The sequence below is a fragment of the Thermasporomyces composti genome (assembly GCF_003386795.1).
GTDB lineage: Bacteria > Actinomycetota > Actinomycetes > Propionibacteriales > Actinopolymorphaceae > Thermasporomyces > Thermasporomyces composti.
The window spans coordinates 1,397,303-1,420,708 of the sequence record NZ_QTUC01000001.1 but is presented as its reverse complement, the minus strand read 5'-3'; the positions used below and the strand labels follow the sequence as shown (position 1 = coordinate 1,420,708).

The 23,406-nt window shown below is 68.5% G+C and carries 16 protein-coding genes; 7 read left to right on the top strand and 9 right to left on the bottom strand.

All coding sequences use genetic code 11. The features are described from left to right. Nucleotide 1 precedes the first annotated feature (1 nt). Nucleotides 2–1,081, bottom strand: coding sequence for a LacI family DNA-binding transcriptional regulator (locus tag DFJ64_RS06200; RefSeq protein WP_115849578.1), 1,080 nt, complete (start codon nucleotides 1,079–1,081; stop codon nucleotides 2–4). Nucleotides 1,082–1,224: 143 nt separating this feature from the next. On the opposite strand from DFJ64_RS06200, the gene DFJ64_RS06195 reads away from it, so the two are divergent. Beyond that, entirely contained in the window at nucleotides 1,225–4,530 is a 3,306-nt protein-coding gene (locus DFJ64_RS06195) for a family 78 glycoside hydrolase catalytic domain (RefSeq protein ID WP_484417989.1), read from the top strand. A 12-nt stretch (nucleotides 4,531–4,542) separates the two neighbouring features. Here the strand turns inward: DFJ64_RS06195 and DFJ64_RS06190 are convergent, their stop codons facing one another. Further along, nucleotides 4,543–5,592, bottom strand: coding sequence for a glucose 1-dehydrogenase (locus DFJ64_RS06190; RefSeq protein WP_115849576.1), 1,050 nt, complete (start codon nucleotides 5,590–5,592; stop codon nucleotides 4,543–4,545). A gap of 9 nt (nucleotides 5,593–5,601) precedes the next feature. Then, nucleotides 5,602–6,120 carry a Dps family protein gene (locus tag DFJ64_RS06185; RefSeq protein WP_115849575.1) on the bottom strand — a complete coding sequence of 173 codons (519 nt, stop codon included), beginning with the start codon at nucleotides 6,118–6,120 and terminating at the stop codon, nucleotides 5,602–5,604. Nucleotides 6,121–7,197: 1,077 nt separating this feature from the next. Between DFJ64_RS06185 and DFJ64_RS06180 the strand changes: the two genes are divergently transcribed. From DFJ64_RS06180 to DFJ64_RS06170, 3 genes are all read left to right on the top strand, one after another. Continuing rightward, nucleotides 7,198–7,881 carry a ThuA domain-containing protein gene (locus DFJ64_RS06180; RefSeq protein ID WP_245940968.1) on the top strand — a complete coding sequence of 228 codons (684 nt, stop codon included), beginning with the start codon at nucleotides 7,198–7,200 and terminating at the stop codon, nucleotides 7,879–7,881. Further along, on the top strand, nucleotides 7,866–8,969 hold the full coding sequence (locus DFJ64_RS06175) for a Gfo/Idh/MocA family protein (protein WP_115849573.1): 1,104 nt from the start codon (nucleotides 7,866–7,868) through the stop codon (nucleotides 8,967–8,969). The genes DFJ64_RS06180 and DFJ64_RS06175 overlap by 16 nt, the downstream gene beginning before the upstream one ends. An 884-nt stretch (nucleotides 8,970–9,853) precedes the next feature. Then, nucleotides 9,854–10,171, top strand: coding sequence for a LuxR C-terminal-related transcriptional regulator (locus DFJ64_RS06170; RefSeq protein ID WP_211310513.1), 318 nt, complete (start codon nucleotides 9,854–9,856; stop codon nucleotides 10,169–10,171). Nucleotides 10,172–10,833: 662 nt separating this feature from the next. Here the strand turns inward: DFJ64_RS06170 and DFJ64_RS06165 are convergent. Genes DFJ64_RS06165 through DFJ64_RS06155 form a run of 3 tightly spaced genes read right to left on the bottom strand, consistent with a single transcriptional unit; the run spans nucleotide 10,834 to nucleotide 14,072 of the window. Further along, a complete protein-coding gene (locus DFJ64_RS06165) occupies nucleotides 10,834–11,718 on the bottom strand; it encodes a carbohydrate ABC transporter permease (RefSeq protein WP_115849572.1) in 885 nt (294 codons plus the stop codon). A gap of 12 nt (nucleotides 11,719–11,730) precedes the next feature. After that, nucleotides 11,731–12,699 carry a carbohydrate ABC transporter permease gene (locus tag DFJ64_RS06160; protein WP_115851869.1) on the bottom strand — a complete coding sequence of 323 codons (969 nt, stop codon included), beginning with the start codon at nucleotides 12,697–12,699 and terminating at the stop codon, nucleotides 11,731–11,733. Next, nucleotides 12,696–14,072: an ABC transporter substrate-binding protein gene (locus tag DFJ64_RS06155; protein ID WP_170152516.1), complete on the bottom strand. Its 1,377-nt coding sequence runs from the start codon at nucleotides 14,070–14,072 to the stop codon at nucleotides 12,696–12,698. The genes DFJ64_RS06160 and DFJ64_RS06155 overlap by 4 nt, the downstream gene beginning before the upstream one ends. A 277-nt stretch (nucleotides 14,073–14,349) precedes the next feature. Between DFJ64_RS06155 and DFJ64_RS06150 the strand changes: the two genes are divergently transcribed. Continuing rightward, entirely contained in the window at nucleotides 14,350–16,368 is a 2,019-nt protein-coding gene (locus DFJ64_RS06150) for an aldo/keto reductase (protein WP_115849571.1), read from the top strand. A gap of 76 nt (nucleotides 16,369–16,444) precedes the next feature. On the opposite strand, the gene DFJ64_RS06145 is transcribed toward DFJ64_RS06150, so the two are convergent. The 3 genes from DFJ64_RS06145 to DFJ64_RS06135 form a co-directional block, all read right to left on the bottom strand. Further along, nucleotides 16,445–18,211 (bottom strand): hypothetical protein, encoded by a 1,767-nt coding sequence (locus DFJ64_RS06145; protein ID WP_115849570.1) that lies wholly within the window; start codon nucleotides 18,209–18,211, stop codon nucleotides 16,445–16,447. Further along, entirely contained in the window at nucleotides 18,208–20,058 is a 1,851-nt protein-coding gene (locus DFJ64_RS06140; RefSeq protein ID WP_245940967.1) for a glycoside hydrolase family 2 protein, read from the bottom strand. Before DFJ64_RS06140 ends, DFJ64_RS06145 begins: the two co-directional genes overlap by 4 nt. A gap of 202 nt (nucleotides 20,059–20,260) precedes the next feature. Further along, nucleotides 20,261–21,556: a Gfo/Idh/MocA family protein gene (locus DFJ64_RS06135; protein ID WP_245940966.1), complete on the bottom strand. Its 1,296-nt coding sequence runs from the start codon at nucleotides 21,554–21,556 to the stop codon at nucleotides 20,261–20,263. A gap of 279 nt (nucleotides 21,557–21,835) precedes the next feature. On the opposite strand from DFJ64_RS06135, the gene DFJ64_RS06130 reads away from it, so the two are divergent. Continuing rightward, entirely contained in the window at nucleotides 21,836–22,204 is a 369-nt protein-coding gene (locus DFJ64_RS06130) for an L-rhamnose mutarotase (RefSeq protein WP_245940965.1), read from the top strand. Nucleotides 22,205–22,227: 23 nt separating this feature from the next. Beyond that, entirely contained in the window at nucleotides 22,228–23,406 is a 1,179-nt protein-coding gene (gene rhaI, locus DFJ64_RS06125) for an L-rhamnose isomerase (RefSeq protein WP_115849568.1), read from the top strand.

The window sequence follows — 23,406 nt, the reverse complement described above, 5'->3', positions numbered from 1 at the left end:
GCTACGCACTCCGGCGCTTCGTCCTGGGCGCTGGACCGCTGGAGTCGCGGACCACGAGCTCCGGCTGGAAGAGGACCTGCTGATGCTCGTGATCGCGGCGTCTCGCCTCGGCGAGCAGGAGCTCGGCGGCGGCCCGGCCGATCTGGTAGCGGGGCTGACGGACCGAGGTGAGCGGCGTGGTCAAGACCGCCGCGAACTCCACGTCGTCGTAGCCCACGACGGACATGTCGTCGGGTATGCGCAGGCCGCGGCGGCGCAGACCACGCAGGACACCGAGGGCGGTGAGGTCGTTGACGCAGAAGATGGCGGTGACCGGATCCGGCTCGTCGAGCAGGACGCGCAGGGCCTCCTCACCGCCGTCGGCGTTGAGGGCGGCCGTGGTGACCTCGACGAGGCACTCACTGATCGGCAGGCGAGCCGAGCGCAACGCCTTGCGGACTCCCTTGCGGCGGTCCGCGCACTGGCGGATCTTGATGGGGCCGTTGACGAAGCCGATCCGGCGATGGCCTAGCTCGATGAGGTGGGTGGCTGCGAGCTCGGCACCCCGGACGTCGTCGACCGCGACCGAGCACATGGTGTCGTTCGGGCTGGTGCGGTCGAGCAGGACCACCGCGGTGCCGCGGGCGCGTGTCTGGTCGAGCCAGTGGAGGTCGTCCTCAGCCGGGCTGATCAACACCCCACACACGCCCTGCTCCTCGAGCAAGCGAAGGTAGCGGCGCTCCTTCTCCACGCGCTCGTCGGAGCTGGCGAGGATGAGGATGTGGTCGTCCTCGGCGAGGCGGTCCTCGATACCTCGCGCGACGTCGGTGAAGAACGGGTTGGCGATATCGAGGACGATCGCGCCGACCGTGCGGCTGGTCCCGGCTCGTAGCTGGCGGGCCGACCCGTTGCGGACGAAACCCAGCGTGGCGATCGCGGCCTCCACCTTCTCGCGGGTCTCCCGCGCGACCAGGGAGGGTCGGTTGAGGACGTTGGAGACCGTGCCGACCGACACGCCAGCGAGCTCAGCGACGTCGCGGATGCTCCGGCGACCAGGGGGCGCATGAGAGGGCCCCCGTTGTGATGCGGTTGTCGCCACCATGCACCTCCCATGAGAACGACAACGAGCGCTTCCGACGTGGGAACGACAGGATAGAACCTTGACAGCCTCGACGAGGTGACAATAGCGTCGATCGAGTATTTCTTTGAAAGGTTTCAGCACCTCCTCGACGCGGGCGGTCCGACGTGGAGAAATCCCCAAGTCCTCTTCGGCCTTACGACCTTCGAACCGAGCGTGTTCCCTTCCCTCTCGGACTTGACGAGCCACAGCCGTTACTGGCCTGGAAGCTGGCCGGTACCGGTCGTGGTCGGGCCCAACGCGCCTACCGGATCCGGGTCGTGAAGGTCCCGTCCGATCTGGTGACGTCGAATAATTCCGGAGACGTCATTACCGTCGATCCCGGAAATGAAGATCTTGCGGCGGTCTGGGACACCGGAATTGTCGAGTCCGCCCGGACTGTCGACGTGGCCTATTCCGGCACCCCGCTGGAGTCGCGCACCCGTTACGCGTGGGCGGTGCGAGTCGTCGACGAGGCCGGCCGGGATTCCAGGTGGAGCCGGCCGGCGTTCTTCGAGACCGGCTTGCTCACCGAGGACGACTGGCGCGAGGGCGTCGAGGCGCGATGGATCGGCTCCCCGGCCGAAACCGGCATGGACGGGGCGCTGTCGCTGGACGCGGTGAGCGTCGACGGCGGACGGCGCCGTGACATCGTGCGCATCTGGCTGCCCAGTGCGGGGCCGGTCGGCGAGTCCGGTCCGGTCACCTCCCTCGACCCGACAGGTGCCCGCTTCCGGACGGTCGCCGTGGTGCCAGACGGGCGACGAGTGGTCCGGGTACGGCTCCTGGCCGACGCCACACCAGCGGCCGTCACCGCGTACCTCAACGACGTCCAGGTGCCGGTCGACGGCTCCGACATCGACCCGGGGGTCGTCCGCGCTGGCGCGAACGTCCTCGCCGTCGCCGTCGACGCGCCGGCGGGCGCCACCGTGCCACCCGCGTTGGCGGTGCGGCTGCAGATCGACCTCGAGGACGCGTCTCCCGTCGTGGTCGTGAGCGATGGCACCTGGCGTTGCCGAGACCTCGACGCCGACGTCGACGGTTGGCGAGCCGCGGAGTACGACGACGCGGCGTGGCCGCTGGCGGAGGAGGTCGGCCAGCATGGAACGGCACCACACGGTCGATCGCCACTGACCTACCGGCCCAGTCCGTACCTGCGCCGGGAGTTCTCCATCGCGTCGCCGGTCCGCCGGGCCCGGTTGTACGCGACGGCGCTCGGCCTGTACGAGGCGCGACTGAACGGCGTCCGCGTCGGCGACCACCGGCTGACGCCCGGCTGGACCGACTACGACGTCCGGGTGCCGTACCAGACCTACGACGTCACCGACCTCGTGCACGAGGGCGCGAACACGATCGGTGCTGTCCTCGCCGATGGCTGGTACGCCGGCAATGTCTGCTGGTTCGGCCCTTTCCAGTACGGCGATCGCCGGTGGTTCCGGGCTCGGCTCGAGGTGGAGCACGTCGATGGCACCCGGACGGTCATCGTCACCGACGACTCGTGGACGGTCGGGGAAGGCGCGACGCGGTACGCCGACCTGCAGAACGGCGAGGTCGTCGACGCCCGGCTGGAGCCACTCGGCTGGGATCGACCCGGCTTCGACGACCACGCGTGGTCGAGGGTCGTCGTGGGCGAGCCGACGCACGGCCGGCTGGAGGCGCAGGTGGCGCCTCCGATTCGAGTGACGCGGGAGGTCCGTCCGGTCCGTGTGGAGCGGCGCCCGTCCGGCCGTTACCTGGTTGACTTCGGTCAGAACCTCGTGGGCTGGCTCCGGCTGCGGGTGCGGGGCGAGGCCGGGACACGGCTGCTCTTCCGGCACGCGGAGGTGCTCGACCATCGCGGCGAGCTGTACGTCGAGGCGTTGCGCAGTGCCCGGGCGACCGACGAGTACATCCTGCGAGGCGACCCCGAGGGCGAGGTCTTCGAGCCACGGTTCACCGTGCACGGCTTCCGGTTCGCCGAAGTGGTCGGCCACCCCGGTGGGCTCGCGGCCGACGACATCACCGCGCTGGTGGCCCACGCCGACATGGCCCAGATCGGTGAGCTGCGCTGTTCCGACGCTCGCCTCAACCAGCTCCAGCACAACATCGTGTGGGGTCAACGCGGCAACTTCCTGACCGTTCCCACCGACTGCCCGCAGCGGGACGAACGCCTGGGCTGGACCGGCGACGCCCAGGTCTTCGCTTCGACCGCGGCGTTCAACTACGACGTCCGCACGTTCTTCCGCAAGTGGCTCCGCGACCTGCGCGACGCCCAGCGACCCGACGGCGCGGTCCCGCACGTCGCACCTGACGTCTTGACCCGGCACGCGCTCCGGTCCGGGGACGGTCGCGCGGCGGCCGGCGCGGCCGGTTGGGGGGACGCGATCGCGGTGGTGCCGTGGGAGGTGCTGCGCGCCTACGGCGACCGCAGGCTCGTCGCGGAGACGCTGGACGCGGTGAAGGCCTGGCTCGACTACCTCACCGCGCACAGCGCGGACTTCGTCCGTCCGGATGAGGGCTTCGCCGACTGGCTGGCGCCCACGCCCACGCCACGGGACCTGGTCGCCACGGCCTTCTTCGCCTATGCCGCCAAGCTCGCCGCCCGACTCGCGGCCGAGCTGGGTCGTCCTGACGACCAGGCGCGGTACGAGGAGCTCTACGCCAAGGTCCGGGCGGCGTTCCGGCGCCGCTACGTGCGTGGGGGCGGTGCGGTCGTCTCGGGCACCCAGACCGCCTACGTGCTGGCGCTGCACTTCGGGTTGCTCGACCCCGACGAGGAGCCGCGGGCGGCACGTCGGCTGGTCGACGAGATCGCGAGCCGCAACTGGCACCTGGCGACGGGCTTCCTCGGCACGCCGTACCTCCTTCCCGTGCTGTCGCGGTTCGGGTACGACGACGTGGCGTTCCGCCTGCTCACCCAGGACACGTTCCCGTCGTGGCTGTATCCGATCGTCCACGGCGACGCCACGACGATGTGGGAGCGCTGGGACTCTTGGAGCGACTCCCGCGGTTTCCAGGACCCGAACATGACGTCGTTCAACCACTACGCCTATGGCGCCGTGGGTGAGTGGATGTACCAGACGTTGGGCGGTATCGCCCCGGGTGAGCCGGGCTACCGGCACATCGTCGTCCGCCCGAGGGTTGGTGGCGGGTTGACCTGGGCCGAGGCGAGTCTGGAGACGGTCCACGGCCCGGTGACCACCCACTGGCGGCTGGTCGACGGCACCTTCGCGTTGGACGTGACCATCCCGCCGAACACCACCGCCGAGGTGTGGTTGCCGTGCGGTTCGGAGCTCCACGCGACTGAGGGAGGTCGCGCGCTCCGCGAGAGCGCCGGGCTGGTGGTCGACGAGCACGCCGGCAAGGAGACCGGCGAGACCGTCGTCCGGGTCGGCTCGGGCAGCTACGCGTTCGTCGTGTCGTCGCCCACCGTGGTCGGCCCGGTCGACGGCTAACGCCGCAGGTGGTCAGGCGCGGAGGTCGACCACCACCTTGACGTCGTCGGCGCCTTTCCGGAGTCCCTCCCGGAACGCCTCCATGGGCAGCCGCTTGGTGATCATCCGCGCGAGCCAGTCCCGGTCAGCGCGCGCGAGCGCTGCCGCCGCCTGCTCATAGTGGCGGCGTGCCGCGTTCACCGTGCCGAACAGGACGGTGTTCTCGAGGACCATCTCCTTGTTGAGCTGGTCCACGCTGATCGGGACGCGGCGGGTGCCCGAGGACAAGCCGGTGAGGCAGAGGACCCCGTTGGGGGCGACGACGCTCGCCAGCTGGAAGACCAGCGGCCCGTAACCGGTGCACTCGATGACGACGTCCGGCATGACGCCGAGGTCCGCGACGTCGCCCACGTGGAACGTCGCGCCGAGGTCGCGCACCAGGCCGACCTTGGCGCCGACGTCGTTCACGTCGAGGACGTGCACCTCCAGGCCGCGCTGCACGCCGAACAGCGCGGCGAGCAGGCCGATCGGTCCGGCTCCGGTGACGAGCGCGACCTTGGGTCGCCACGACGCCCTGGCGAAGATCCGCTCGGTCTGCTCCCACGCCTTGGCGATCACCGAGGCTGGCTCGACCAGAACACCGCAGTCGCCGAGCTCGAGGTCGAGCCGGACGGCGAACTCCGGTTCGATCCGCCACCGTTGTGACCCGAAGCCGTGGCGTTCCTTGATCCCGCGCTCGGTGTAGCGGCCGTTGCGACAGAAGTCCCACTCCCCGTTCGCGCACGGTTCGCACGGCACCGGGTCGGGTCGCCGAACAATGCCGCAGACAAGGTCTCCTGGGGCAAAGCCGCTCCCTTCAGGGGCTTCCAGTACCGAGCCCAGGGACTCGTGTCCGATCACCAGACGCTCCTGGCCGGGTGGCGGCCACCCGTATCCCTGCATCTCGACGATCTCGTAGTCGGTACCGCAGAGCCCGAGCAGCCGTCCCTCGACCAGCACGCTTCCCTCAGCTGGCGATGGCTCACCGACGTCGTCAACCCGCGCTTGCTCTGGCCGCCCGGGTACGACCGTGATCGCCTTCATGGCCGGTGGTCAGGTCACGGTCGTGACGATCTCGGCGAGGTACCAGGTGCGGTTCTCGGACTCGTCGATCCAGTTCTCGATGAGGGATGCGGTTGCGACGTCGTTGTGCTTTTGGCAGATCTGGTGGGCCGCGCGCAGGTGCCGGGTGAATTGCCGGTTGTCGTCACGCAGCACCGTCATCATCTGGTCGGGAGTCAGGAACTCCTCGTCGTTGTCCTTGATCCGTTGGTGCCGCGAGATGTCGCCGATCGAGCGAAGGGTCGTCCCCCCAATCTTGCGGGCCCGTTCGGCGATCTCGTCCGTCATCTGGTAGAGCTGCTTGGCCTGCTTGTCCAGGAGGACGTGGTAATCGCGGAAGTGTCGCCCGGTCATGTGCCAATGGAAGTTCTTGGTCTTCATGTAGAGGGCGAAGGTGTCGGCGAGCAGCTTGCGCAGCTCCTCCGAGATCTCCACGACTCCGCTGTGGCTGAGGTCTGTCGGGACGTCGAGGGCGCCCGTGGCCGCCCCGCTCGTGTTCCTGTCGGCCATGGTTCAAGCTCCCTTCTGCTCAACCTCCCACAGTAACGACGTGCGTCACGGCGAGCTGGGGAAAGAAGATCGTGACAGTCAGGTGCGTTGTCCGTCCGGGACTGGCTTTTCGACAGCGCCCTTTTCGCGAGAAATCAGCACGCCGGCAAAGAATGCGACCGACCGCAACGGTAAATCACCCTTGCAAACCGCTGAGAACCGCCGATGTCAGACGTTCTTCGCGGTCCTTGTTCACCGGCCGCGACCGGGTGGCGGATCAAGCGCCGCGGTGGCGGCGGGCCGCCGCCGTCGGATCCGACGCCTCGACACCGCCATTGCCTTGCGCGCGCCACACTTGACGAGGTGCGGCGATGACGGACGACGGACCAAGTCATCGAGGGGTACGCCCGTGCGTTCGAGCGCTCTCGGCGGTGACATTCGCGACCACGAGAGCCTTGCTGTTAGCGCCGCTAGGCTGACCCCCTCGTGTCCATCCTGTCGACGATTCCCTGTTGATTCGGTCTTTCGATCGCCCTCGCGGTCCAGGCGCTCAGTCTGGGGCGACACATCTCGTGGGCGTTCCTCCGTCACGCACGGCAAGGCTCTCCTGGCCTGCGGGTGGTGACGGAGGGAGGTCTGCGGATCGGCGTGAGCAACGGCGTCGCCCGCCGCGGCTGCCTGCTGTTCGGACCCTCGCCTGGGTGGACTGGCTGCCCATCGCCTTCGACGGGCGCCGCAGGATCCTTGAGCACGTGACCCACACGGTCGTGGTCCCGGGCCGATGCCGGGTAGCCGAGCCTCCCGCGCCCGCACGGTCGGGTGTCGTGGTGCTCGCACACGGTGAGCGCACGAAGGCAGGTCTGGCACGGCCATGGCCGAGAGCGGACAGCGCTCTGAGTCGGCGCCATGGCAACCTCCGGACAGTCGGTGGCCTATCCCGCTCACATGCTGAACGTCACAGAGGTCGGCGTTGCCGCGTCTCGGCGGTGCGCCTACCGTCTTCGATGACTTCTGGGTTTCGCTCTCGAGTGACCATCCTCGAGGCTCACGCGCGCCATGCCGGCGGATCGCCGGAGGCATGAGGGAGGCAGGACGTCCGTGACCGCGGAAGCCGAAGGCGCCACTCGTCCGCGCCGAGCGCTCGTCGTCAGAGGAGGATGGGAGGGGCACGCACCGGTCGAGGCCACCGATCGGTTCATTCCCTTCCTGCGAGACAACGGGTACGACGTCGAGGTCTCGGAGACGCTCGACGCCTACCTCGACACCGCGCTGCTCGCTTCGACCGACCTGATCCTGCAGATCTGGACGATGGGGGAGATCACCGAGGAGCAGCGCAAGGGACTCGACAACGCCGTGCGTGCCGGCACCGGCTTCGCTGGCTGGCACGGCGGGATCGCCGACGCGTTCCGCGCCGACCTCGAGTACAACTTCATGGTCGGCGGTCAGTTCATCTCACACCCGCACGGCTTCGTCGACTACGAGGTCGAGGTCGTCCCCGAGAAGGCCGACCACCCGATCGTGCGGGGGATCGAACGCTTCTCGGTGCACACCGAGCAGTACTACATCCACGCGGATCCCAGCAACGACGTGCTGGCGACGACCACGTTCCCGTACCACGACAACTACCCCTGGATCGAGGGCGTCACGATGCCCGTCGTCTGGACGCGTCGCTGGGGGAAGGGCCGGGTCTTCGTCTGCACCGTCGGTCACAAGCTTGACGACCTCGACACTCCCGAGGTCCGCACCATCATCGAGAGAGGACTTCTATGGGCGAGCCGTTAAGGGTTGGCGTCGTCGGTGTTGGCACGATCAGCAAGCAGTACCTCGATGTCCTCACCAGACTGCCGAACGTCGACGTGGTCGCCGCGGCGGATCTGGACACGTCGCGGGCGAAGGCGGTCGCTGAGAAGTACGAGGGCATTCGTGCCCTGACGCCGGACGAGCTGTACGACGACGCCGAGGTCGAGGCGGTCCTGAACCTCACCATTCCAGTGGCGCACGCCTCGGTGTCGCTGGCTGCGCTCGGCGCCGGCAAGCACGTGTACGGCGAGAAGCCCCTGGCGGTGACCCGCGAGGAGGCCCGTCCGGTGCTCGAGGCGGCGGCCAAGGCCGGTCTGCGCGTGGGCTGCGCGCCGGACACCGTCCTCGGTACCGGTACCCAGACGGCGCGGGCGCTGCTCGACCGGGGCGACATCGGGGTGCCCACCGCGGCCACGGCGTTCTTCGTCAGCCCTGGCCCCGAGCCCTGGCACCCGGACCCGGCGTTCTACTACCAGCCGGGCGGCGGCCCGCTGCTCGACATGGGCCCGTACTACCTCAGCGCGCTCATCACCTTGCTCGGGCCGATCAAGCGGGTGACCGGTCGAGCCAGCCGCGCCTACGAGCAGCGCACGGTCGGCAGCGGTCCGAAGCAGGGGACCACGTTCCCGGTCGAGGTCGACACCCACGTCTCCGGCGTCATCGAGCACGAGTCCGGTGTCCTCACCACGGTCGTCACGAGCTTCGACGTCTGGGCGGCGAAGCTGCCTCGCATCGAGGTCTACGGGACCGAGGGCACGCTGGCGGTGCCGGACCCCAACATGTTCGACGGTGACGTCGAGGTCTTCAGCCCGTCCAGCCGGGAGTGGACCGTGGCCAAGGTGGCCGGCGGGTACGCCAACGCTGGCCGCGGGTACGGCGTGGCCGACATGGCCCGAGCGATTCGCCAGGGCGGGAAGCATCGGGCCAGTGGTGAGCTGGCGTACCACGTCCTCGACGTCATGGAGTCCTTGTTGGAGTCGGCCGCCCAGGGCGGCGCGCCCGTGGACGTCGAGAGCACTGTCGAGCGCCCGGATCCGGTGCCGGAGGGCGCGACACCCGACGCCGCCTGAGTCGACGAGGCGTCGCCACGTCACCGACCGTGGGATAGGCGTGCGCGTGTGACGACGGCGCGTCGTCTGATCCCACTCCACACGCCGGGCCTGTACGCCTGCGCAGGGCGTACGGGCCCGGCTCCACGTCAGCTGGTGTCTCGCTGGGGCAGGGCGCTGACTGTCCGCTGAGCTCCGACCATCTGACGACCTCGAGCCGTCTGATGACCTTCGCAGGGCGTTGTGAGCGGCGAGACGCCGTCGCGTGCCCGCCAGGGGCCGCCAGCGCCACGCTGACGCGTCGTCATGGACGATGGGCCGAGAAGGACCTGGCCACGGTCCCGCGAGGCCTGCCGAGGTCGCCGCCGAGGCCTGCCATGGCCCTCGACGCGTCGGCCTGGTGTCTCTTCGCAGATGACCGAACCCGGACAGTGACGGATGGCGTCGGCTCTCGCGCGAGCCGACGCCGCGCGGGGAGGGCGCGGCTGGTGGGGTCAGTGGCGTGTTCCCGGCCGTCACGCTGGATCGCCGCCCGGGCTGCCACCGGATCGGCGATCACGCACGTCACTCGGGACTCGAGTGCGCCACGTCCCTGTCGAGAGAGGCACTCTCGGGCCACGTTGCTGGCCCGAGGACGTCAATAGGCCCAATCGCCGTCCACATGCGGACAGTAATAACACTGATGCGTAACGTCATCGAATCGTTGTGAGTTGAACTCGGGAGCCAGCCTCCTGAGTTCGACCGTTGACTAGCCGGTGCCGCGCCCGTACCTTAGGTGCACATTGAAACGACTCAGGCCGCTACTTCTAACACGGGGTTAACGCGAAGGTACGGGGTCAACGCGAAGGCGGATGGGCATGTCAGATCTCAGCCATGGCGTAGTGAGGGCACTCCGACCGGCCGGCGTGGCGAATGAGCAATCCTACAGCCCGCCAGCCCCCACCACCACGACAAGTCACACCGCGGCGAACAACAACAGCACCAACATCAACAACCTCAACAACAACCACGGCAACGCGAGTGACCTTCGCCGTCGGGTGACTGATGACGAAATCCGACTCCTCGCGCTGCTCGCCGACGGGCTTCCCGTGGAAGCTATTGCGCGTCGGTTAGCGCTTTCCGATCGTACGGTTCGCCGGCGCTCCAGGGCGCTGTGCGACCGTCTCGGAGCGCGGGCGCCCATTCAGGTGGTCGCCTGGGCGGCGAGGAACGGGTTGATCTAGTCCGTTCTCCTCCTGTGTCGTGTGGTGTGCCGGTGCGCAACGGCGCGCACCGGCAACCGCGACCATACTCACCAAGGACTACAGGAGATCCCGTTGAACGGAAAGAGATCTCTTTCCTTCGACGGGATCTCTTTTTGGTCTCGTCGGACGGGGCTTCCCTCCCGACGCGACGAGGTCGATGTCCACGGTGACCGACGGTAGGGGTGGTCGTCGGTGCGCCGCGGATTTCCAACCGTCGTGCACGATCCGGCTTGTGGCCCGTGTCGGCTGGCTCCCCCGGGCGAGGCGCCAGCGCCGCCTGCTCGGGCACGCGAACGCGGCGCGAGAAGACGGTCAACGGGATTGTTGCTGTGACTCGACCTGCCGCGCACGGCCGAGCGACACGGCCGGGGATGATCTTGGATGTGGGAACGAGTCCACGTCAAGTCCAGACTCGGTCCGTTCCAGGTCATTCGAGGTGACCTTCCCCACGTTGGTTCCCACGTTGGTGCCGCCGGCGTGGCGGTGGTCCGGGAGTGTCGACAGGTGAGCCCTCCGATCTGGCGGAGACGAGGCGCCAGGCCGGCGGTGCCTGGGGCGGCAATCTGTCGTCGGGCTGCCGAGACGACGGGAGCGCCGAGCCCGGATGCTCGGCGCTCCCACAGAAGACCTCCAGCGAAGGTTCAGCCCTTCATGCCCGTCAAGGTGATCCCCTGGATGAACGTGCGCTGAGCGAAGAAGAAGACCACGATGACGGGCAGCACGACCACGGTGCTGGCGGCCATGAGGGGACCGAACTGCGAGCTGTACTCGGCGCGGAAGAAGGTCAGACCGAGCGACAGGGTGTAGTGGTCGGCGTCGCTCAAGTAGATGAGCGGACCGAGCAGGTCGTTCCACGACGTCAGGAACTGGAACAGCGCGACGGCCGCCAACGCCGGCTTCGCCAGTGGCAGGATGATTCGCCAGTAGATGACGAGCTCGTTCGCGCCGTCCACGCGGGCCGACTCCGACAGTTCTCGTGGAATGCTCAAGAAGAACTGCCGCAGCAGGAAGATGAAGAACGGAACCCCGAAGAAGTGCGGGACGATGAGCGGAAGGTAGGTGTTCGTCCAGCCCATCGCCCGGAACATGGTGAACAGCGGCACCATCGTCACGTAGAACGGCACCATCATGGTGCTGAGGATCACGACGAACAGCGGTGTCCGCCATCGCCACTCGATGCGGGCGAGCCCGTAGGCAACGAAGGAGCTCGACAGGACCGCACCAATCATGGAGAACACGCAGATCACGAGCGTGTTGAACAGGTATCGCACGAACGGGAACACCTGCAGCCCGGCGATGTAGTTCTCCAGGGTGAGCGTCTTGGGAAACCACACGACGGGGAAGGCGTTCAGGTCCTGGCCGGTCTTGAGCGAGCCCGACACCATCCAGAAAAACGGGATCATGAAGATCACGCTGAAGGTGATGAGGACGGTGTGGCTGACGATGCGCTCGACCAGCTTCTGCCAGACGCCCTCGGGACGCCGCCGGGCGGGGAGAGCGTGTGCAGTCCGGTGTGCCACGGCCATAGGACCTGCCTCCTAAGCTCCTCCGTAGTAGACACGCCGGCCGACCAACCGGAAGACCAGAGCGGTCGCCAGAGCGACGATGATGAAGAGCACCCACGCAATGGCGGACGCGTAGCCGACTTTGAAGAACTGGAAAGCGTTCTGGTACAGGTACAGCCCGGAGACGAGGGTGCTACCGGCTGGTCCACCGGTGCCGTTCGTCAGCACGAACACCGGTGTGAAGAACTGGAAGCCGGCGATGAGCCCGGTCACCAAGGCGAAGAGCAGGTGCGGGCTGAGGAAGGGGATGGTCACGTGCCAGAACCGTCGGAACCGTCCCGCGCCGTCGACCATGGCTTGGTCTTGGAGGTCCTGCGGCACGTCCTGCAGACCGGCCAGCAGAATGATCATGAGGTTCCCCGCGCCCCACGTGCTGAAGATGATGAGGGCCGGCATCGCAAAGTCAGGACTGGCCAGCCAGCCAGGCCCGGTGATGCCGAACCAGCCGAGCACGGTGTTGAGAACGCCGTACTGCGGGTTGAACACGTACAGCCAGACGACGGCTGAGGCGACGACCGGAACGATCGCGGGCAAGTAGAAGATCACGCGGTAGATGGACTGCCCGCGAACCTTGAGGTTGAGCAGGATGGCGAGGAAGAGCGCCACCGCGATGCCCAATGGCACGCTCACCACGATGTAGTAGACGGTGTTGGCGAGCGACCTCCACCACGTGCTGTCGGACATGAGGACGGCGTAGTTGTCCAGCCCGATGAAGTCGGGCGGATTGACCATGGTGGCGGAGGTGAAGCTGTAGTAGATCGACATGAACACCGGGTACGCGGTGAACCACGCCAACCCGATGATCGCCGGCGACGTGAACAGCAGACCCCAGAGGAAGTTGCGGCGCTCTCGGGGCGTTTCCCCGAGCACGGACGCCAGGACGCGGCGCTTGCGCGCTCCCACGGCCGCGGGGCGAGGAGGGGTCATCGAGGTCGTCGTCATGCCTTGACCGCCTTCCGGAACCTGTCCCACTCGGCCATGACGTTCTCCTTGACGGTTCGCATCGCCTCCAGCGGAGTGACGAGCCCGAGCACCGCCTTGCTGACGTTCTCATCGAGCTGGGTGAAGTAGAAGTCGGCGACCGGGATGGGCGGGCGGATGTTCCGCGCCGTCGTGAGAACGTCGTAGAACGGGCCCATGAGCGGGTCGTTCTTGATCTCCTCCAGCACCGACGCCTTCGTGTAGCCGGGCGGGAAGCCGACGGTCTCCCACTGTGCGCGGGTGCCCTCGTCGGTCGCGCCGACCCAGCGCAGGAACTCCCACGCCTCGTCGGGATGGCGAGCCCCCTTCGGGATGAACATGCTCCAGCCGCCGATCCAGGCTCCAGCGCCTGGCCGGTCTGCTCCGGGCGCCTGGAACGGCAGGAGAGCGGCCCCGATGTTCATGTCGGGGACGTTCACCTTGACGTCCCGATAGTTGGGCGCCACCAGCGGCGCCATACCGATGTTGCCGGTGCCGAAGGGATGGATCTGCAGCCCCGGTGGGGTGACCGTCACCCGGTCTGCGCCGCCGACCGACTTGGCGTACCGAGCGATCCATTCCAGCGCTTTGACGACGTACTCGTTATCCGGGGTGACCTCCTCCTTCTCGGGGTCGTAGAAGGTGCCGCCATGCGCGAACCCCCAGGTGAAGAGCGAGTTGGAAGCCCCGTATGTGTCCCACGGGATCATGCCGATCTTGGTGACGTTCGCGCCCGATTTCCGCAGAATCTTGGCGGAGTACTCGTCGACCTCCTCGATGGTCTGCGGCGGTCGCTCAGGGTCGAGGCCGGACTCCTCGAAGAGATCCTTGTTCCAGAAGAACGGAAAGTTCGGGTCGGCGTCCCACTGCACCTGCCAGATGCGGTCCTTGTAGGTGATGCTGTCCCAGACCGGTGGGAAGAAGTCGTCTGGTCCAAGACCCGCCTCGCGGTAACGGTCGGTCAGGTCTGTCATGATTCCCAGCTCGGCCCATTGCGGTCCTTGGGACGGGACGAGCTGGGCGACGTCGGGTGGGTTGTTGCCCGCGATCGCGGTGAACAGCTTCTGCTGAACGGCACCACCGCCGATGCCGGCTGGCGCGTAGACGACACGAACGCCAATGTCCGGTTGGCTTTCCTCGAACCGCTGGGCGAGCTTGACCATCCCCTCGCCGACCGTGCTGCCCCACACGCTGTAGACCGTGATGGTGGTCTTTCGGCCCGGCGCCGGCTTCTTGTCGAGGCCGACATTGGAAATGGGCGGCGTTCCCTTGGTGATGGTGCAGCCTCCGGTCGCCAGGCCCAGGACGCCGAGTCCGAGTCCGCCCATGGTCGTTAAAGCGCGTCGGCGGGTCATGGCCAGTCTTTTCGGTGTTCTCGACAAGGCCACCGACCTCCCTGCAGTCGGACTGACGCATTCGCGCCGGACCTTAATGGGGGACTTGACAATGGCACTGTCAACGTGATCTGGCAAGACCTGATCACACCGGGGACCGCTCCCGGCAACACGGCGCGAACGGGCGAGGCGAGCGGTGAGCGGAGTCCCGTCCGACGCTGTCCGGCTTCGGCCATCGGCGCGGCCGGTAGCGGATCGGGTGACGGTCCCTGACGGCCGGCCTGAAAGGCTTGGAGGCATGGGACAGGACGGACAGGACATGGAGCAGAACGCTCGACGACTCCGCTGGGGCATCCTCGGACCCGGCGGCATCGCGCGCAGGTTCGCGGCCGACCTCCCGGCGTCGAGGACAGGCGTCCTCGTCGCCGTGGGAAGTCGCGACGAGGCGAAGGCGCGGGAGTTCGCCGCGGAGTATGGCGCCGCTCGCGGTTACGGCAGCTATGCGGAGCTGTTGGCCGATCCCGAGGTGGACGCGGTCTACGTCGCCACCCCGCATCCGATGCACGCGGAGTGGGCGATCCGGGCCGCCGAGGCGGGCAAGCATGTCCTGTGCGAGAAGCCGTTGACCGTCAATCACGCCGAGGCGATGGCGGTCATCGAGGCGGCGCGCGAGCATGACGTCTTCCTCATGGAGGCGTACATGTACCGCTGCGTTCCGCAGACGGCGAAGCTGGTGGAGCTCATTCGAGAGGGCGTGATCGGCGAGGTCCACCACATCGAGGCCTCCTTCGCGTTCCACTCCCGGCCGACGCCGGGCGGGCGGCTGTGGGAGCCGGAGCTGGCCGGCGGAGGGATCCTGGACGTCGGCGGGTACCCGGTGACGATGGCGCGGCTGCTCGCTGGCGTCGCGGTGGGGAAGCCGTTCGCCGAACCGGTGTCGATCACGGCGCGAGGTCGGGTCGGGGAGACCGGCGTCGACGAGTGGGCGGCGGCCACCTTGGTGTTCCCGGGGGACATCTCCGCGCACGTGGTCACCGGTGTGCGACAGACCGCGGAGAACGTCGTCCGGGTCGTGGGCAGCGAGGGCTACCTGGTGGTGCCGAACCCGTGGCTACCCGGACGCGACGGCAGCCCGTGCGGCATCGAGGTCTACCGGCTGGGTGAGGATGTCGAGCGGATCGACGTCGAGCCGACCCCGCTGTACGCGGCGGAGGCCGACACTGTCGCCGCCCATCTCGATGCGCGTCAAGCACCGGCGATGAGTTGGGACGACACGCTGGGCACGATGGCGGTGCTGGACCGCTGGCGGGCCGCGATCGGATTGACGTACCCCGACGAGCGGATCGATGCCAACCGACCCATCGTGCACCGTCGTCCGCTGCGGCGGCGCGCCGACCACCGGATGCGGTACGGCGAGGTGCCCGGTGTGGGCAAACCCGTCTCGCGCCTGGTCATGGGCGTGGACAACCAGACGACGCTGGCGCACGCGTCGGTCATGTTCGACGACTTCGTGGAGCGGGGCGGCACGGCGTTCGACACGGCGTACATCTACGGCGGCGGGTTGTGTGAGCGGGTCCTCGGCCAGTGGATCCGCAACCGCGGGTTGCGCTCGGAGGTCGTCATCATCGGCAAGGGTGCCCACACGCCCCACTGCGACCCGGAGTCGATCACCCGCCAGCTGTACGAGAGCTTGGAGCGGCTGCAGACCGACTACGTCGACATCTACTTCATGCACCGCGACAACCCCAGCATCCCGGTGTCGGAGTTCGTCGACGTGCTGGACGAGCACCTGCGAGCCGGCCGAATCCGCGCTTACGGCGGCTCGAACTGGACCCTGGCTCGGATCGCCGAGGCCAACGCCTACGCCGAGCGTGCCGGCAAGGCGCCGTTCGTCGCGGTGAGCAACAACTTCAGCTTGGCGCGAGCGCTCGACGTGCCGTGGCCGGGCTGCCTGGCGTCGTCGGACGACGAGTCGCGGCAGTGGCTGGAGAAGAACCAGCTCGCGCTCATCCCGTGGTCGAGCCAGGCGCGCGGCTTCTTCACCGGGCGGGCCGCTCCCGACGACCGCTCCGACCCGGAGCTGGTCCGCTGCTGGTACAGCGACGACAACTTCGAACGGCTCGCCCGGGCGCGGGAGCTCGCCGCTCAGTGGAACGTCGCGCCGACGGCGATCGCCCTGGCGTACGTGCTGCACCAGGACTTCCCGACGTTCCCGATCATCGGTCCGCGGACGCTCGCCGAGACCCGGAGCTCGTTCGAGGCCCTGCGGGTGGAGCTGACACCCGAGCAGGTCCGCTGGCTCGACCTGCGGGACTGACGCTCGTCGTCCTGGCCGGATGGGGGCGCACCGCCTCCGGTGCGCCCCCACGCGCGTGGTCGATCAGCGTGGCGGATCAACGGACGACGGCCAGCCGGAACCGCACCCGGTCGGCGGGCTCGCGCAGGTCGATCCGGACCAGGCCGCACAGGCCGCGACGATTCTCGTAGCCGTACGGCAGTGAGGTGATCGCCTCGATCTCGGCGTCGACCGTCACGTCGACCTCTTCGCCGCCGTGGAGGAGCCGGATGCCGTCGCGGGTCCCCTGCACCTGGGTGATGACTCCGGTGCCGACGTCGCGCGGGTAGGGGACGAGGAGGGTGCGGTACGTGGTGTGGCCGGGCGTCGCCTCCTCCACGTGGACGCCGGTGGGCTCGACGGTGACCGCGAGCTCGTAGTCCAGCTCGGGGGTCGAGCCGTCGGCTCCCCCGGCGGTGTGGGCACGCAGCCGGAGGCCGCGAGAGCCGTCACCCTCCAGCGGCGTCAACGGCTCGCGGAGGGTGAACGTCCGCTGGGCGAGGACATCGAGAGGGCTTCGCCCTGGCGTGGAGCGCAGCGCGGTGCCGAGGTTGAAGAACCGGCCGGACTCGACGTGCCGGACGCTCGACGCGAACTGCAGGTAGCGATCCGGGCCGACGGTCAGGTCCGTGATGCCGAAGCCGTCGTACTGGGGTGCGGGGTCGGCGTTGACCGCGATGCTGTAGCGACCGGCGTGGGCGACGCCGCGGAACGTGGGAGCTCCCTCGACCCGCACGGTTGGGGACCGTTCCGCGGGGACCCTACCCGCGTCGGTGAAGCCGGCCAGGATCGCCGAGGCGAGAAAGGCCAGCGCGAGGTTGCCGTAGTGGGCGTCGGCGGTGTAGCGCTCGTAGCCCACCCGATATCCCGGCGGCAGCACGTTCTCGACCGGGCTGAACACGTCACCGGAGCGTCGCCAGCGTCGCAGCGACGCGAACGCGCGTCGCGCGGCCTCGGCGGCGCGGCTCGCCCGGTCGCTGTCCCCTCGGCGGCCGAAGTACTCCGCCGCGTAGGTGAAGTACGCCACCTGAGCGCCCACCGTCCACGTCTGACCGGTGCTGCGGTGGGCGGACGCGAGCGAGCCGTCGGACATCTGGACGGCGAGACTGCGCTCGAGTCCGGTGACCATGAGGCGCTCGAGCGTCTCCCGCCACCGACCGTCGTACCCCTCGCGTAGCAGGTCGGCCACGTGGAAGCGGGTGAACAGGTCGTAGGAGTTGGGCTTGCCCGGCTCGAAGTAGAACCCGTCGTCAGGGCGCAGCAGGTCCTCGAAGAAGACGTCCAGCCAGGCGTCGACGTCGTCGACGGTGAACGGCGAGAGCTGCTGCTGGATGCGGATCCACTCACCGGACAGCCACACTGACGCCCAGTTCGACGGTGGCCGGGACCGGAAGGAGCGCTCGATGTCGACGGCGGCGATGCGGTCGGCCAAGGCCGCGGCCCGACCCTCGGCCTTGAGCAGGCGGTAGGACTTGAGGATCGGCGGCCAGGTGAAGTCGCGGTGGTTCCCCCTGCTCACCGCACCGGTGGCGCGGTCGAAGCCGGAGGCGGCGGCGGGCAGGTCCGGGTCACCGGTGTGCGCGAGCGCCGCCTCCAGCCCGCGGAGCGCGCGATCGAGGTACCACGCCCGTCGCTCGGCGGGTCCGACGGTGGCGAGCACCGCGTTGCAGTAGGCGTGGTAGGCGGTGCCGTACTGCGTCGGCTCACCGAACACCGGGTCGTGGAGCTCACCGGACTCCTGCAGGTACGGCGCGTAGCTGTCGACCGCGGCGGCGAGGAAGGCGAGCGGACTCGCCTCGCTCGCCGTTCCTGCCGGTGACGTCATCGCGCCGCCTTCTCGATCGCGGCCGGCCGGGTCTGAGCGGCGCGAATCCGCTCGAGGTCGAACTTCTGGCTCCGGTCGAAGCGGTAGATGCCGTTCTGCTCCTGGTAGACGTCGGTGAGCTGGGTGTAGCAGTAGCCGAACATCTTCGGGTCATCGAGCAGGACACTGACCAGCGCCTCGAACCGCTGGTAGAACTCCTCCAGGCTGCGCGGACGCTCGCCGTAGCCCCACGAGTCCTCGTCCTCTCGGGCGTCGGGGTTCCACCAGATGCCACCGAACTCGCTGCAGAAGTAGGGCTGTCCGGCGTACGGCACCGACCACGGGCGGTCGGGCCCGCCGGAGTTGGTGAAGGGACGGCCCTCGGCCAAGCCGGCCATCGCGGCCGCGAACTTCTCGGGGTCCTGCTCGTAGTTGTGCGAGTCGTAGACGTCGCTCTCCCGCACCCGGTGGGAGTAGCCGGAGGCGTCGAGGACCGGCCGGGTCTGGTCGGCGGCCTTGGTCGCCAGGAACATGCCGCGGGTGACGTCGTCCAGGACGGTGATCCGGTCGTGGAGACGCTGCCAGGTCTCGTTGAGCGGGCACCACCCGATGATCGAGGGGTGGGAGTAGTCCCGCTCGACGGCTTCCAGCCACTGGGTGATGTAGGTGGCGCCCGGCTGCTGGTTGTCCCCGTCCTTGCCGGTGTTGCAGCCCCAGTCGCCGAACTCGCCCCAGCATAGGTAGCCCAGCCGGTCGGCGTGGTAGAGGAAGCGCTCCTCGAACACCTTCTGGTGGAGGCGGGCGCCGTTGAAGCCCGCGGCCTTGGCGAGCTCGATGTCACGGACGAGCGCGGCGTCGTCGGGCGCGGTCAGGATGCCGTCCGGGTAGTAGCCCTGGTCGAGCACGAGTCGCTGGAACACCGGCTGGCCGTTGAGCAGGATCGCGTGGCCGTCGATGGTGACCGACCGGAGGCCGGCGTAGCTGGTCGCGCTGTCGACCACGGTGCCGTCCTCGGCGACGAGCTCCAGCTCGAGGCCGTAGAGGAAGGGATCCTCGGGCGACCAGAGCCGGCGACGCTCCTCCGGGACGGGCAGGGTGAGCCGGGCGGCGAAGTCGAGGTCGGCGCGCACGCTGGCGGTCGAGACGACCCCCGCGTCGTCGGTCAACCGGGCGCGGGCGGTGATGCCACGGCGCGGCCCGGCGAGCGGGAGCTCGAGGTGGAACGCGCCCCCGGCGACGTCCGGCGTGATCCGGGGCCGGCGCAGGTGGGTCGTCGGCACCGGCTCCATCCACACCGTCTGCCAGATGCCAGTCGTGCGGGTGTAGAGACACCCGTAGTTGCCGTAGCGGTCGGACTGCTTGCCCCGAGCGATCGGCTCGCCCTTGGGGTCGCGGGCGCGGACCACGATCGTGATCTCCTGGCCCGCGACCTCGCCGAGGTTCGCGGTGAACGGCGTCCAGCCACCGCGGTGACGGGCCACCTCGGTGCCGTTGACCCACACCGTGGTGTCGTAGTCGACAGCTTGGAAGTGCAGCAGCACGGTGCGTCCGGCCCACGCCTCCGGGACGCGGACCGTGCGTCGGTACCAGACCGCGTGGAGCCAGTCGACCTCGCCCACGCCCGACAGGCTGGACTCGGGAGCGAAGGGCACGAGGATTCGCCCGCTGAGCTCTCGGTCGAGCAGGCCGCGTTCGAGACCCGAGTCGCCCGGGTCGATCTCGAACTGCCAGTAGCCGTTGAGGTTCAACCAGTCCGCTCGAACGAACTGCGGGCGAGGGTACTCGGGCCGGGGAAGCTCGCTGGCGGCCCCCGCGGTCGGCGTGGTCGTGGGGATGGGATCGCTGGCTGCCTGGGACTCCGCCGGCACGGCTGGCTCCTTCGCGGTGAACGTGCGTTCCTACATCGATGTAAACAGGGGTGTCGCACCGCATCCTGTCAGACCGGCGTGGGCACGCAAGCGCGGGGAGCGCCGCGCGCGTGGCCAGTTGCGGCGACCTCAGATCAGCTCAGATCAGCCCTCGGGCCGGCCCTCAGACCGGCCCGAGAGCCAGTCCTGAGCTGGGCACCTCTCAGGCCAGCGCCGTTGCCGGCTGCCCCACCTTCTCGACGGTGCCGGCGTGCCGCGCGCGCTCGGCGGCGAAGACAGCGAGATGAGTCTCCAACGACTCCAGAGGACCGGACTTGATGTGCGAGGGGTCACCGCTCTGCAGCGCGCGGGTGAAGGCGTCCATCACACCCGCGTCACCGCCACCGTGGCCGGAGCCGGCGTCAGCCCCGAGCGACGGCACCACGTGCTCCTCGGTCTGGTCGGTCAGGAAGTCGTACACCCGGATGTTCACGCCGTCACCGTCGATGCTCCCTTTGGTGCCGAAGATCTGGGTACGCCGGTGCAGCCCGGGCTCGGTGAACGCGGTCATGGTGAAGGTCGCGGTGACGCCGCCGGCGAACTCCAGGGCCACCACCTGGTGGTCGACCACGTCGTTGTCGCACCGGTAGACACACCGGCCGTACGGGCCCTCGCGCAGCGCGCGGGTCACCCCCTCCACGGTGAGGTCGTGCGTCAGCACGTGCACCGGCCAGCCGGTGTGGCCGCGCTCGATCATGCCGAGGTAGATCTTCTTCGCCGAGTAGGCGCACGAAGGCTCCACCGCGCAGTCGAGGCAGCGGTCCGCGGCTCCCTCGGGCTCGTTCTCTCGGGTGAAGTGGAGGAGCGAACCGAAGCTGGAGACGCGCTCGATCGGCGCACCCACGACGTAGCGCAGCCAGTCGATGTCGTGGCAGGACTTCGCCAGCAGCATGGGTGACGACTCGTCCTCACGGCGCCAGTTGCCCCGGACGTAGGAGTGTGCCTGGTGCCAGTAGCCGACCGGCTCCAAGTGCTGCACGCTCACGACGGTGCCGATCCGGCCGGAGTCGACGATCTCCTTGAGCAGACGCGTGTACGGCGTGTAGCGCATCACGTGGCAGACGGCGACCATGACGCCCGCCTTCTCGACGGCGTGGACGAGAGTCCGGCAACCCTGCTCGTCGGGCGCCATGGGCTTCTCGACGACGAGGTGGTAGCCCAGCTCGGCGAGTGCGACGGCCGGCGCCACGTGCTCGGCGTCCTGGGTGGCGATGATCGCGGCGTCGGCCACGCGGCCGGCGGCGACGAGCTCCTGCCAGGAGGAGAAACAACGCTCCGCGGGGATGCCGTGACGGCGGGCGAGCGTGGTTCGGTGGTGGTCCCGCGGCTCGGCGACCGCGACGACCTTGCCACGCTCCGGATGCGCGGCGATCCAGTCCGCGTAGACGGTTCCCCGGTTACCGGCGCCGAGGATCGCGAAGGTGACTGGTCGATCGATTGGTGCGTGGTCCGCCCTCACGTGCGTTCGCTCCCTTGTCATGTCACGAGGCCCGGCGGGCCCTTGTGCGGTCGCCCTTGCGTGGTCGATGGTGCCAGGCCGACGTGGCGCTCGCGGCGGTGCGGTCCTCGTCGACCGCACGGGCCCGGGTCGCGTGCCGAATCCGGCCTGACCTGTCGAGGACGCCGCCGTTGACCGGGTATCTGGGCGTTCCTACGATCCCATGAAACGATTCAGGCGATCCAGAGTGTTGCGGCGAGCGGGCGCCACGAGGCTGGCGCGCGAGCCGTCGCTCGCGTCGTGGGCGATCGAGCGGCGCTCCACGCGCCTGGGAAGGGGCCGGCACTCATGCAGCGGGTGTGCTTCGTGTTGCGCGTCAAGCCTGACCGTCTCGAGGAGTACCGCGAGCGACACCGCAACGTCTGGCCGGAAATGCAGCAGGCTTTGCGAGAGACCGGCTGGCACAACTACTCGCTCTTCCTGTCCGACGACGGCCTCCTGGTGGGTTACCTCGAGACCGAGGATTTCGAGGCCGCGAAAGCCGGCATGGCCCAGCGCGAGGTCAACCGTCGTTGGCAGGCTGAGATGGCACCGTTCTTCGAGAATCTGGAGTCCGGGGCAGCCGACACCGATATGCGACCGCTCGACGAGGTTTTCCACCTCGACTGAGCACGTAGGACGGAGATGAGCAGATGACCGCGAACGCCAGCGGCAAAGCCGCCGTGAAGGCCGCTCTGCGTGCCCAGCGCATCGAGACGCCCTCGTGGGCCTATGGGAACTCGGGAACCCGCTTCAAGGTGTTCGCGCAGGAGGGCGTCCCTCGCAACCCCTACGAGAAGATCGACGACGCCGCCCTCGTCCACCAGCTCACCGGCGTCGCGCCCAGCATCGCGCTGCACATCCCCTGGGACAAGGTCGACGACTACGCCGACCTCGCGGCCTACGCGCGGGACAAGGGCATCAGCATCGGCGCGATCAACCCCAACGTCTTCCAGGAGGACGACTACAAGCTCGGGAGTGTCTGCAACCCCGATCCGGCGGTGCGCGCCAAGGCGCTCGACCATCTGCTCGAGTGCGTCGACATCATGGACGCGACCGGCTCCACGATCCTCAGCCTGTGGTTCGCCGACGGTCTGAACTACCCGGGACAGGACTCCCTGCGGGCTCGTCAAGATCGGCTCGCCGAGGCGCTCGCCGCGACCTACCAGCGGTTGGGTGACGGGCAGCGGATGCTGCTGGAGTACAAGCTCTTCGAGCCCGCGTTCTACGCCACAGACATCCCGGACTGGGGCACGTCCTACGCGCACTGCGTGGAGCTCGGCGACAAGGCACAGGTGCTCGTCGACACCGGCCACCACGCGCCGGGCACCAACATCGAGTTCATCGTCGCCTTCCTGCTTCGGCAAGGAAAGCTTGGCGGCTTCCACTTCAACAGTCGCTTCTACGCCGACGACGACCTCATGGTCGGCGCCGCCGACCCGTTCCAGTTGTTCCGGATCATGCACGAGATCGTGCAGGCCGGCGCGCTGGACGCGTCGGCGAACGTGGCGTTCATGCTCGACCAGTGCCACAACATCGAGCCGAAGGTGCCGGCGATGATCCGCTCGGTCATGAACGTCCAGGAGGCCACCGCGAAGGCGTTGCTCGTCGACTCGGACGCGCTCGCCAAGGCGCAGGCCAACGGCGACGTGCTCGAGGCCAACGCGATCCTCATGGACGCGTACAACACTGACGTTCGCCCGTTGCTGGCCGAGGTACGCGAGGAGATGGGCATCGACCCCGACCCGCTGGCCGCCTACCGTCGTTCCGGGCACGCCGAGCGGGTCCGTGAGGAGCGGAAGGGCGGCCAAGCCGCGGGATGGGGTGCGTGA

Excerpts from the sequence above, each read along its gene's own strand:
- DFJ64_RS06200 (WP_115849578.1), bottom strand. The coding sequence starts at position 1,081 with ATGGTGGCGACAACCGCATCACAACGGGGGCCCTCTCATGCGCCCCCT.
- DFJ64_RS06190 (WP_115849576.1), bottom strand. The coding sequence starts at position 5,592 with ATGAAGGCGATCACGGTCGTACCCGGGCGGCCAGAGCAAGCGCGGGTT.
- DFJ64_RS06185 (WP_115849575.1), bottom strand. The coding sequence starts at position 6,120 with ATGGCCGACAGGAACACGAGCGGGGCGGCCACGGGCGCCCTCGACGTC.
- DFJ64_RS06175 (WP_115849573.1), top strand. The coding sequence starts at position 7,866 with ATGGGCGAGCCGTTAAGGGTTGGCGTCGTCGGTGTTGGCACGATCAGC.
- DFJ64_RS06165 (WP_115849572.1), bottom strand. The coding sequence starts at position 11,718 with ATGGCCGTGGCACACCGGACTGCACACGCTCTCCCCGCCCGGCGGCGT.
- DFJ64_RS06160 (WP_115851869.1), bottom strand. The coding sequence starts at position 12,699 with ATGACGACGACCTCGATGACCCCTCCTCGCCCCGCGGCCGTGGGAGCG.
- DFJ64_RS06155 (WP_170152516.1), bottom strand. The coding sequence starts at position 14,072 with ATGACCCGCCGACGCGCTTTAACGACCATGGGCGGACTCGGACTCGGC.
- DFJ64_RS06150 (WP_115849571.1), top strand. The coding sequence starts at position 14,350 with ATGGGACAGGACGGACAGGACATGGAGCAGAACGCTCGACGACTCCGC.
- DFJ64_RS06145 (WP_115849570.1), bottom strand. The coding sequence starts at position 18,211 with ATGACGTCACCGGCAGGAACGGCGAGCGAGGCGAGTCCGCTCGCCTTC.
- rhaI (WP_115849568.1), top strand. The coding sequence starts at position 22,228 with ATGACCGCGAACGCCAGCGGCAAAGCCGCCGTGAAGGCCGCTCTGCGT.